The organism is Shewanella carassii (genome assembly GCF_002777975.1).
Lineage (GTDB): Bacteria > Pseudomonadota > Gammaproteobacteria > Enterobacterales > Shewanellaceae > Shewanella > Shewanella carassii.
Genome location: NZ_NGVS01000031.1, coordinates 188090 through 199092, shown reverse-complemented (window position 1 = coordinate 199092; position 11003 = coordinate 188090). Strand labels below are relative to the sequence as shown.

At 47.8% G+C, this 11003-nt stretch carries 9 protein-coding genes and 1 tRNA gene; 4 read left to right on the top strand and 6 right to left on the bottom strand.

Annotation, left to right across the window (positions count from 1 at the left end; all coding sequences use genetic code 11):
* The first annotated feature begins 68 nt into the window (after nt 1–68).
* Nucleotides 69–608, top strand: a complete 540-nt coding sequence (locus CBE72_RS15600; protein WP_100144821.1) for an outer membrane beta-barrel protein — start codon at nt 69–71, stop codon at nt 606–608.
* 259 nt (nt 609–867) lie between these two features.
* Here CBE72_RS15600 and CBE72_RS15595 read toward each other — a convergent pair whose 3' ends face one another.
* From CBE72_RS15595 to CBE72_RS15585, 3 genes are all read right to left on the bottom strand, one after another.
* Complete coding sequence (locus tag CBE72_RS15595) at nt 868–1437, bottom strand: acetate uptake transporter (RefSeq protein WP_100144819.1); 570 nt, start codon at nt 1435–1437, stop codon at nt 868–870.
* A 946-nt stretch (nt 1438–2383) separates the two neighbouring features.
* Nucleotides 2384–2470 (bottom strand) — tRNA-Leu (locus CBE72_RS15590).
* Between the two features lie 130 nt (nt 2471–2600).
* On the bottom strand, nt 2601–4190 hold the full coding sequence (locus CBE72_RS15585; RefSeq protein WP_167387687.1) for a bacteriohemerythrin: 1590 nt from the start codon (nt 4188–4190) through the stop codon (nt 2601–2603).
* Between the two features lie 279 nt (nt 4191–4469).
* Between CBE72_RS15585 and CBE72_RS15580 the strand changes: the two genes are divergently transcribed.
* Nucleotides 4470–4598 (top strand): DUF3149 domain-containing protein, encoded by a 129-nt coding sequence (locus CBE72_RS15580; RefSeq protein ID WP_071237139.1) that lies wholly within the window; start codon nt 4470–4472, stop codon nt 4596–4598.
* An 81-nt stretch (nt 4599–4679) separates the two neighbouring features.
* Here CBE72_RS15580 and CBE72_RS15575 read toward each other — a convergent pair whose 3' ends face one another.
* On the bottom strand, nt 4680–5291 hold the full coding sequence (locus tag CBE72_RS15575) for a superinfection exclusion B family protein (RefSeq protein WP_100144817.1): 612 nt from the start codon (nt 5289–5291) through the stop codon (nt 4680–4682).
* A 161-nt stretch (nt 5292–5452) separates the two neighbouring features.
* Here CBE72_RS15575 and CBE72_RS15570 point away from each other — a divergent pair, with 161 nt between their 5' ends.
* Nucleotides 5453–7084 carry a sensor histidine kinase gene (locus tag CBE72_RS15570; protein ID WP_100144815.1) on the top strand — a complete coding sequence of 544 codons (1632 nt, stop codon included), beginning with the start codon at nt 5453–5455 and terminating at the stop codon, nt 7082–7084.
* Nucleotides 7085–7111: 27 nt separating this feature from the next.
* On the opposite strand, the gene pepT is transcribed toward CBE72_RS15570, so the two are convergent.
* Both pepT and tcdA read right to left on the bottom strand, forming a co-directional pair.
* Complete coding sequence (gene pepT / locus CBE72_RS15565) at nt 7112–8341, bottom strand: peptidase T (protein ID WP_100144813.1); 1230 nt, start codon at nt 8339–8341, stop codon at nt 7112–7114.
* A 127-nt stretch (nt 8342–8468) separates the two neighbouring features.
* Nucleotides 8469–9302, bottom strand: coding sequence for a tRNA cyclic N6-threonylcarbamoyladenosine(37) synthase TcdA (gene tcdA / locus CBE72_RS15560; RefSeq protein WP_100144951.1), 834 nt, complete (start codon nt 9300–9302; stop codon nt 8469–8471).
* Between the two features lie 551 nt (nt 9303–9853).
* On the opposite strand from tcdA, the gene CBE72_RS15555 reads away from it, so the two are divergent.
* Nucleotides 9854–10912 (top strand): porin, encoded by a 1059-nt coding sequence (locus CBE72_RS15555; RefSeq protein ID WP_100144811.1) that lies wholly within the window; start codon nt 9854–9856, stop codon nt 10910–10912.
* The last annotated feature ends 91 nt before the right edge of the window (nt 10913–11003 follow it).

The window sequence follows — 11003 nt, the reverse complement described above, 5'->3', positions numbered from 1 at the left end:
CATAAAGTATGACTCACCAAGCCAATAAACATTCTGATTAAACGACTTAGCAGTCTCAGGAGCCGATGATGAAGTTAAATAAAGTAATGATGATGGCTGCAGGAGCAGCATTGGTGTGCAGCGGTGCACAAGCGGTCGAGATAGATTACTTTGCCGGGGTAGGCTTAGGCTACCAAAGCGATGAAATCGAGGGCGTAGTCAATAAAGATGCCGAAGATATGAGCTATCAGGCACGTATAGGCATGCTGATTGAACAGCAACACCGTATTACCGGTACTTTTGGCTACATGGAAGATAAGTTCAGCTTTGCCGCCAACAACTACAAACAGGAACAATACAGCTGGCTAGTTTCCTATGACTACCTATTGCCGGTGCATCAAGATGTCAATCTATTCGCCGGTGTCAGTATGGGCGCCAATGACAACAAGATTGCCGGTGAATCTTCAACAGATTTTGTTTGGGGCGGTCAAGTCGGTGTGCAGTACAAATGGAGCGAACATTTCTCCTCAGACCTCGGCTATCGCTACCTGGCCCAGGACTATGAAGAAAACGGCATTGAAATCAATGACAGTCAACAAGTGTATTTGACCCTGGATTACAAGTTCTGAACTGTAGCGGCGTAATTGCCGATAGCTAAGCCAGCGAATTTATTCTCATCCTTAATTCATCAACCCAATGGCCATTTGGCTAATGCCAGTCAGCTCGAACTGACTGGCATTCTTTTTTAATCCGGCTCGGTCATGTCTTGCAAACTCAGATGCCAATGCACCTGAGCGCAGGTCCTTGTATTTATCGCAGCACTGATATCCAAGCAATGCCTATACAATGCCGGGAGTAATCGCCGTATTATTCAGTTTTCACTGAATGCTAAGCCTTGGCCTTTAACTCGCCTATTGGCAAAATCGTGTAGCCATATTCATTGTTGAGCACTTGCGCCATAGCGAAGTAAATCGCACTCGCGCCACAGATAATGCCTTCAAAACCTGCAATAGTGCCAATCAGAGCACTGCCGGTAAAATCTCTCGCGGCCAACAGGAAGAACAAAATGGTTAGCGATGCAAAGACAAACTGTTTAGCTCTGGGGTAGCGCAGCGATCCCACAAACATAAAGGCAGTAAAGATCCCCCAAAGGGTCAAATACCATCCCATAAAATGAGTTGGGCTAGCCGCTACACCAGCATTGGGCATAAGAATAAGCCCGACTAGGGTTAACCAAAATAAACCATAGGATGTAAAGGCTGTCGTCCCAAAGGTGTCACCTCGCATAAAACACATAATACCGACAATGACTTGACCGAGTCCGCCATAGAAAATGCCCATCGCTAGGATCATTGCATCAATCGGAAAGTAACCCGCATTATGAATATTCAGCAGGATAGTCGTCATACCAAAGCCCATTAAGCCTAATGGAGCAGGATTCGCCAGTGTTTTAGACACAAAAAGTCCCCAAAATGAATAAGTTAATTTCAGCACGGGCAGTCAACATGCCGTACTTGTTATCTAAAAAGCGGCGAATTTTAGATAACAAGCGAACGGAGCACAATCAAAACATTAGCAAGGCTGAAATTAAAAATTTATTATTAAAATTCAAATAATTAAACATAAAAAAATGTAGACAGGCTTATTTAGGCCCAAATAACCTTTTACGATTCAATTAGCTATAAAATAGCCAGTAAAATCCCGCTCTCACTCGAATTTAAATGGTAATTTTGCGAGAGCTCAAATTTCTTACTGTCTGGGTAGAGAAAGGCTGGGCAATGAACGGATGAAAAACCTCAAAAACATTAACTTCCCCTCATAAATCCGCCAAAGTTGAGACATGTCTAATTTTAGACAAATTGATAACACTTGTTTCCATCCCGCCATAAAGCAGCACACAATGCCATTCAGCTGCGGCTCCACGGCCGTCAGCCTGAGGTGAAGCTATTGGCTGTGGTGGGACTTGTTGTGACCATTTCACCGTAATAGCACTCAAGGATTTAGTTTCCCACGGGGTCGCGAAGTAGAACTGGAAGTGCTGGATAGCCTGACAAAGAAGGTTTAATAAGCCGCAATAGAGGGAAAAACCCCAGTACCTTTCGGCACCATCAAAAACTTACAAGAAACCGACTCAAGGTCGGCTTATTATCTCTAGAAGAGATGGTACCAGAGGTCGGAACGACGGGGCTGGCCTTCCAGCCGACACGCGCGTGGCACAATAACTTACTCGGGCCTGAAAATAAAAAACCGACTCAAGGTCGGCTTATTATCTCTAAAAGAGATGGTACCAGAGGTCGGAGCAATGGGGCTGGCCTTCCAGCCGACACGCGCGTGGCGCAATAACTTACTCGGGCCTGAAAATAAAAAAACCGACTCAAGGTCGGCTTATTATCTCTAAAAGAGATGGTACCAGAGGTCGGACTCGAACCGACACGCTTTTAAGGGCGGGGGATTTTGAATCCCCTGTGTCTACCAATTTCACCACTCTGGCACATATAGATTGTTTCGCGATGATGCCTCATCAGCGAGTGAACGGAATTATACCTGTGCTCAGTCCAATGGCAAGTGCTTTACAAGCTTGTTTGCCAAAATCCTGATCGTTTGGACAAAATTCAGTCTGACTACTGGGCGCCATGGGCAATAAGGAAGCTGGTATAGCCCTTATCGCTACCCTGAATATGGTTGATTAACCAAGATTTGAGAAAAGCCATCAGTTCGTTGGCCACATCTTCTCCCTTGGCAACCCGCTTTTGAAAATCCAATACTTTGGCTACCAGTTGTTGATGCTTCAGCTTATGCTCCTCGGTCTGCGGATAACCGAAGCGGGCAAATAACTCCTCTTCGTAAGCAAAGTGATTGGCGGTGTAATCCACCAGGCCTTGAACAATGCGTTTAATCGCTTCCAGGCCATAAGCTTCTTCCAGGGTGCGATGCAGTTCATTGATCAGGGATACCAGACGCAGGTGCTGACGATTGATCTCTTCCATCCCAAGATCCAATTGCGGTCCCCATTCAACAAAACGATGACGCTTTTCGAGTTGCGCCATGGCTTGTTTATCCACATGAAACCGCCCAAGTAGGGCGCTTATCTCTTGTGACATATTGAACACTTTCAGACTGGAGAGGTTAGTGCTATGAGTTTCCTTGGCATTTTCGACCGCGACCTGAGCCATTAATGAGATATTACTGCTGATCTCTTCGGCCACAGCTTGCTGCTGTTCCGATGCTGCCGCAATCTGATGCGACATATCAGTAATACTTTCAATCTGCGCCACTATCTGTCCCAAAGCCTGCTGCGCCTGATGCGCCATCTCATGAGTAGCATTGGCCTGCGCAACACTGGTGGTCATGACCCTCACACTCGCATCGGCTCCCTGCTGCAATTGCAGTATCTGTTGTTGGATCTCGACCGTAGCCGCGGACGTTCGCTGCGCCAGACTACGAACCTCATCGGCAACCACAGCAAAACCTCGGCCATGCTCACCCGCACGGGCGCTCTCAATAGCGGCGTTCAATGCCAGTAGATTAGTCTGTTCGGCCACTTGGGAAATGGTGTCAATGATAGTGCTGATATTGTTGCTGTCTTCGGCCAGTCTGGCGATCACTTGTTGGGATTGCCCTACTTGGGCAGACATACCATCAATTTGTTGTACCACCTGCCTAACTGTTTGATCGCCGCGATGAGCCGCTTGCTTGGCCTGCTCCGCAGCATTGGCGGTGCTGGCGGCGTTACGACTGATCTCCTGTACGGTAGATACCATCTGAGTCATGGCTGTCGCGGCCAGTTCCGCTTGTTTTTCCTGCTCTTCGACTCCCAGATGGGCGGTATCACTGATGGATTTGATATCCATGGAAACCTTTTTCATGGCTTCGGCAGTATTGACCAAGGAAAGAATCGTTCGGCTAACATCCTCTCCCATACGGTTAATGCCATGAACCACGGAATGAAACATACCGGCATCCCGCTCAGATAATTGATAACTGAGGTCACCCTCGCCGAAATGACGGGCGGCATTTTCCAAGCGCTTGAGATTGAAGAGTTGTTTGACGCCAAGCCAAACCAACAACAGGAGAACGAGCAACAATGAGCCAAAGGCAAGATAAGCGGCTGTGCTCAACAACATAAAAAGTGGATAGATAAATAACAACAGCAAAGGAAACCACTGCCACCTTTGCAACATGAGTTTCAACACGCTTTGGGATGTTTGCATCGCACGCTCCTTGCCAATGGTTATCGCCGCCGTTCACTCTACCCCTTTAGTGTAGAGGTTAATATTAGCCTTTGAGCTTATCCCTTTCTCAATATCCCTTGCCGTTAACGCAGATAATTTCGCAACCACCTAATTCAGCAAAACATGATTCAAATCATGTTTTAACAAGGTAGTTTGTCAGATTAAACGCTCAGGTAACATTTGTTGATCGAGATCAGTTCTGCTCAACGTCGATTTGGTTAGTTTAGCTTTGACTTTACAAGAAAGAGGACTTCAGTGATGGCATTCTGGTTGGATCTAATGTTTGGAAACCCTATAGGCTTACTGTCGATGATAGTTATCTTCAGTACTATCGGTATTATCTCCTACATTATGTGGATGTTTATCGTAAAGTCGGCAAAGCCTTAGATTTCCATGTTCTTTAAATGCAATGACATTTTTGATCTAATGTTTGGGCAGCCCTAAGGCTGCCCACTTTTTTAACCGATATCAGGCAGCGTGTTTGCGCACCTGGGCAATACCATTGATAAATTGCGGCCTTGCCTTGATAAGGTATTGCAACTCTTCCTGACTCGGTTCTCCCGGAGGAAGACGCAACACTCTTCGGTTTAAATGCTTACGGGCGGCCATGGCTATCTTGTACTCGGCAGTAGGGCCTTGAATGGCGTAATGTCGCTCGTTCCCCAGACTCTCCAGTATGTGTGCCTTTAGCAGCGCCTGCACAGGAGCCTCATTTTGCGGCAGGGTCAAAACACTGGCACCCTGCAGGAAGAACTCCCTTAATAGCGCGCGCTCGGCAGGATCCAACAACCTCACTTTTTCTTCGATCGTTTCATTGATCCTGCGCTCGCTCAGACGACCAATAGCTTCATCCAGCAAAAGATTGACGGCCAAGGCACCGATATAAGCCAAAGCCAGCAGTAACGTCAGGCCAATATAATGAGCATGACTATCAACCCAAGACTCCAAATGCAACAGAGCCAGTAAGGACTTAGGCATAAACAGCAGCAATGTGGTTATCAGCAGCACCCACAGTGTCAGTTGCAATGCAGCGGCCTTGAACTTGCCCTCTTTCAATACCTCAAATTTCAGTCTCTTCATGGCTCTATCCAGCGTCAGAAAATTGTTCCAACCACTAAACAAGCAAAAACAGTGCCACGTTCATTCGAAACGCTTCATGATTATCCGATAACAAAAAACTACGAAATTTGGCGGCGAGGCTATGCTTAAGGCTATCTACAGCAAGTACTTAAGATTGTTGAATGCCCAGTTTTTTAAAACAGCTCATCAGCAGCCCCATAGGTCGAAGACTAGCCTTGGCGATTATATTGTTCAGCTCGCTGATCACCCTGGTGACCACGGGTTTACAGCTGATTTCTGATTACAAGAGCGACATTGGCCGAATAAACAATGAGTTTGCCAATATTGAAAAGGCCAACCTGGATGTGCTCGCGGCAAGTATTTGGGTAATAGATGAGAGGCTCATCAAGACCCAGTTGAACGGCCTTTACCAATTGCCGGATACCAGCTTTGTGATCATAGAAGATGATAGCGGCAAGGAATGGACGGCCGGTGAACACCGTAACCAAGGAGTGATAGAAAAACGCTTTCCCTTGATACATCAAACCGGCGATCAAACCTTTAATGTCGGCGAACTCAGAGTACAGGCCGACCTCTCCAAAATCTACGATAGATTAGTCAACAAAGCCTTACTGATCCTACTGGCTAACGCTATCAAGACCTTCCTGGTCGCAGGCTTCATTCTCTATCTGGTCTGGGCCACGATCACCCGACACCTGTTACAACTGAGTGAGTATTGCTCGCAGCTCGATTTGGAGCAGGACTATCAACCATTGCAGTTCAAACGCCGGGAAAAACAGGATGAATTTACCCGGGTTGCTCAGGCCATCAACTTGATGCAACAACAACTGCGCACCACCTTTTCGCAACTCAACCTTTCCCGCACCGAGTTGCAAGAGGCCTTGAACGACAGAGAAAGATTATTGGAACTGGAACGCAGTTATAAAGATGAGTTGGCCAAACAAGTCAAAGAGCAAACCAAAGAGCTTGAGCAGTCACTCTTGGTACTGAAGCGCGCCCAGCAGGTCATGGTCGAGCAACAGAAAATGGCGGCGCTCGGCGGGCTGGTATCCGGGATAGCCCATGAAATCAATACTCCAATAGGTATCTGTCTCACTGCCGCCAGCAGCCAACTACAACATATTCATGAATTGATTGAACTGTTGCAAAGTGATGGCGCTACGCTGGAGGAGCTCAATGCCATTCTCAATGAGTATCAACAGAGTTGTGAGCTGATCATCAGCAATATTACCCGTGCCAGTAATCTGATCCAGAAATTTAAGGCGATTGCCGCCGAGCAAGGCAATGATACCAATGAACAGATGCTGCTATCTCAGGTATTGCAGGAATTTGCCGATGCTGTGGCGCTATCTTTCAAGCAATTACAAGTAGATGTGGAGATTGACGTTGCCCCCGACCTCTGGCTCACCGGTAACCACAGCTTATTGAAGCAGATAGTCACCAATTTAATTTCCAACGCCTATGCTCACGCCTTTGAGGGTGATACCGGCCATAAGATCAGCATCAGCGCACAACAGCAGGGTCCAGAACTATTGCTGGATATCGAAGACAATGGCAAGGGGATCGCACCCGAGATTGCCAGTCAGATCTTTGAGCCTTTCTTTACCACCAGTAGACGAACCGGGGCCACAGGATTGGGGCTGGCTGCCGCCTTTAACGCCGCCACTTTACTCAAGGGCAGTATTACTCTTGTACCCGATTCCCCACTGGGTGGTGCGCATTTCCGGGTTCGCTTTCCGGCGACATTTACGTCCCACCCCACCGATGACGACAGGGTGGAACTCTTTATGTAACTCGTTTTAGTCTGGTGGTGAGCCTAATTACTCTGCGTATCTCTGAGTGGTCAGTTTGGCAATATTGATTATCACCTCAACCGCCTTTTCCATTGACTCCAGACAAACATATTCATGCTTACCATGGAAATTGTGACCGCCGGCAAAGAGGTTGGGACAAGGCAACCCCTTCCAGGACAGTTGTGCACCATCGGTACCACCCCGAATGGGTTTAATATCCGGTGTAATACCAGCCATCTCCATCGCCTGACAGGCAATATCTGTCACATGAGGCACGGGCAAGATACATTCTTTCATATTGTAGTAACTGTCGCTGATGCTGATCTCCAGGCTACCGGCCTGCAGCTCGGCATTGCATTTAGCTACCGACTCTTGCAGCCAGACCTTGCGCTGTTCAAACTGAGCTCGGTCAAAGTCCCGAATCAGATATACCAGTTTGGCCTCTTCTGTTTGCCCCTCCATAGAGAGCAAATGGAAAAAGCCCTGATAGCCTTCACTGGTCTCGGGAGCATCATTGAGGGGCATGCGAGCATGGAACCTGGCAGCCATGGTCAGAGCATTAACCATTACCCCAAAAGCGCTACCGGGATGACAGTTGTTCCCCTTGGCAGTGATTACCGCTGTGGCCGCATTGAAGTTCTCATATTGAAGCTCACCTATCGCGCCGCCATCGACCGTATAGGCCCAATCGGCACCGAAGCGCTCGAGCTCCAAGCCATCTGTGCCACGGCCAATCTCTTCATCGGGAGTAAAACAAAGATGGATCTGTCCATGGGGAATTTCCGGGTGTTGCAGTAAATAATGCAACGCCGTAATGATCTCGGCGATACCGGCCTTGTCATCGGCACCCAATAGCGTGGTGCCATCGGCCGTGATAAGGGTTTTGTCGAGGTAATTCAATAAAGAAGGAAACTGCTCAGGGTTCAGCTCTTCCCCTTGTTCCAATGGGATGACCTGTCCTTGATACTTGTCTATCACCCTAGGTTTAACCCCGGCACCAGAGTAGTCGGCCGCGGTATCAAGATGAGCCAAGAAACCGATCGCCGGCACCTTGGCAGTATTCGCTGCGATTTTGGCATAAAGACAGCATGATTCACTGAGGAAAACATCGTCAAATCCCAGCTCGAGCAATTCCTGCTGCAACTGTTTAGCAAAGGCCACTTGCCCTGCGGAGCTGGGAACGGCAACTGAGTCAGGGTTGGCTTGTGTATCCTGTTGAACATAGCGCAAAAAACGATTGAGCAGTGCTTGTCGCATAATTTGAATATCTGTAGCGAAAAAGTGTCAGGATTCTAACAATCCAGACTTGGCCCGCATTAGACTCAGATCATGTTTTGCGCAGTTTCCTTGAGGGCCAGACTGTTCTCCCCCCACAAGGCCCGACTCATTCCTGGCCGTTGCTATCGGCAGCTTGCGCTAACCGCGCCAGTACCCGGCTGGCGGCCACGAAACCAAAACTACCGGTCACCATGGTCGCAGCACCAAACCCCGAGGCACAATCCATTCTCATATTGCCTTGAGCCCCGGCCTTACTGGCACAAACACTGCCATCACTCTGGGGGTATTTAAGATGTTCGCTGGAAAACACCGCATCTATGGCAAAACGCCGTTGCGGGTTCTTTGTAAAACCATACTCTTTACGCAGCAAGTTACGTACCTTGGCCAGCAAAGGGTCTTGAAACGTCTTGGCTAAATCTGTTTGCTGGATCTGGGTAGGATCAATCTGGCCGCCGGCTCCCCCTACTGTCACCAACTTGATCTTATTACGTTTGCACCAGGCGATTAAGGCCGCCTTGGGCTTAACCGCATCTATGCAGTCCACCACAAAGTCTATGCCCTTATCCTGTGACAAATACTGACTCAGATTGTCCGCAGCAATAAAGTCTTCGATTTCATCCACCCGGCACAAAGGATTAATCGCCTGAATCCTTTGTGCCATTACGGCCACCTTGGATTCACCTATGGTATCTGCCAAAGCATGGATCTGGCGGTTGGTATTGGTGACACAGACATCGTCAAGATCCATCAGGCTGATATGCCCTATGCCACTGCGGGCTAACGCCTCGGCCACCCAAGTGCCGACGCCGCCAATCCCTATCACCATCACATGGGCCTTGGCAAAGGCTGCCAGCGCAGCAACACCATATAGACGGGCAATACCGCCAAAACGCTGTTGATAGGCCTCTGAATTCAACAAGTCTGTGTCTGTATCTTGCATAATTTGGTTCCCAATTATCTTCGGCGGCATTCTAGCCGAACTCCCCATTTTCCCCAAACTGCAGCATGTATCGGGTTTTCAGCGGTCTGATACACTTATCAGCCTGAATAACTTCCAGCAACAACCTCTTTTTCGCACAACCAATGAGAACTAGCGCACATAAATATCATTTTTATGATGCAAAACTTCACTTTTCAACGAACATCATCTATCACTAATTTACGTTTAACTCCATTAAAATTAACCGACAGATACAGTCATACATACTGAAAAATCACCTTTTTATAGGAGAAAAATGATTGTGCTGATTTTACAAACAATAGCATCGGAACACTTTTTAACCGAAACGGACATTTTGGTCACAGATTAAGGCTTTTTCGGCCAAAATGGGGGCAAAAGTTTGATCCAGGCCACAATCTTGGGCAAACAAAACTGTAAGAATCAGCGCAGCTTTGTGACGGACAGGATGTCCGCTACAAATCCAGGAACACTCGTTTGTTAAATAACCATAAATACATGGATTAGAACTCAGGTTCTAGGGAGCACAACACATGAAGAAGACCCTTATCTCTGCGTCAGTAGCAACAGTTCTGGCTGCAGCCTCTTTCGGTGCATTGGCTGATGGCCCAACTCTGTATGGCCGTTTGGATCTGGCTATCACCAACTCCGACCAAGGCGCCACTCTGCAGACTGGTACTAATGGAGCTAAAGTAGGTGAGAGCGGTACTTACATCGAAAACAACTTCTCACACCTGGGTGTAAAAGGTTCCGAGAAGATTGCTGACGGCGTAGACATCATCTATCAGATGGAGTTCCAAGTAGAGAACACTTCTGGTAAAGGTGACACTTTCAAAGCCCGTAACACTTTCCTGGGTGCCAAGACCGCCTTCGGTACTGTACTGGCTGGTCGTAATGACACAGTATTCAAGCAAGCTGAAGGCAGCGTAGATGCTTTCGGTAACACCAACGCGGATATCGACCGTTTGGTTGGAGGTCAAGTTCGTAGCGGTGACGGTGTTTGGTACTACTCTCCAAAGATCGCCGACCTGATCACTCTGAACGCCACTTACCTGATGGAAGACAACTACGCGACTTACGACGCGAACGGTAAGGAAATCGACAAAGACAACATGTACGCTCTGAGCGCCACCATCGGTGACAAGAAGCTGAAAGCTCAGAACTACTATGCTGCCATCGCCTACAACAAGGCTATCGGTGGTATCGATGCATACCGTGCAGTTGGTCAAGTGAAACTGGGTGACTTCAAGCTGGGTGGTCTGTTCCAGAACTCTGAAAGCATCGTTGATGGTTCAGATGACAACAACACTTACTTCGCTAACGTAGTTTACAACCTGAACGGTGTAAACCTGAAGCTGCAATACGGCTATGATGAAGCCGGTTTCGGTAAGTACTACAAGGCTCTGGGCGACAAAACTGGCACTGACATCGAAGTGACTAACATCACTGTGGGTGCTGACTACCGTGTAGCCAAGTCTACTATGATCTTCGGCCAGTATGCTCACTATGAAGGTGAGTTCAAAGATGCTGGTGCTAAGTTTGACCTGGAAGACGACAACGTATTCACCGTGGGTGTACGTTACGACTTCTAATCTCTGTTGAGATAGTGGTTGAACTAAAGGCGACCTTAGGGTCGCCTTTTTGTTTGTCGAGCTTTTAACCAAGCGCTGTTCACGCCTTCAA

Bases quoted from the DNA above. Each gene is read 5' to 3' on its own strand.
- CBE72_RS15600 (WP_100144821.1), top strand. From the start codon at position 69: ATGAAGTTAAATAAAGTAATGATGATGGCTGCAGGAGCAGCATTGGTG.
- CBE72_RS15585 (WP_167387687.1), bottom strand. From the start codon at position 4,190: ATGCAAACATCCCAAAGCGTGTTGAAACTCATGTTGCAAAGGTGGCAG.
- CBE72_RS15580 (WP_071237139.1), top strand. From the start codon at position 4,470: ATGGCATTCTGGTTGGATCTAATGTTTGGAAACCCTATAGGCTTACTG.
- CBE72_RS15575 (WP_100144817.1), bottom strand. From the start codon at position 5,291: ATGAAGAGACTGAAATTTGAGGTATTGAAAGAGGGCAAGTTCAAGGCC.
- CBE72_RS15570 (WP_100144815.1), top strand. From the start codon at position 5,453: ATGCCCAGTTTTTTAAAACAGCTCATCAGCAGCCCCATAGGTCGAAGA.
- pepT (WP_100144813.1), bottom strand. From the start codon at position 8,341: ATGCGACAAGCACTGCTCAATCGTTTTTTGCGCTATGTTCAACAGGAT.
- tcdA (WP_100144951.1), bottom strand. From the start codon at position 9,302: ATGCAAGATACAGACACAGACTTGTTGAATTCAGAGGCCTATCAACAG.
- CBE72_RS15555 (WP_100144811.1), top strand. From the start codon at position 9,854: ATGAAGAAGACCCTTATCTCTGCGTCAGTAGCAACAGTTCTGGCTGCA.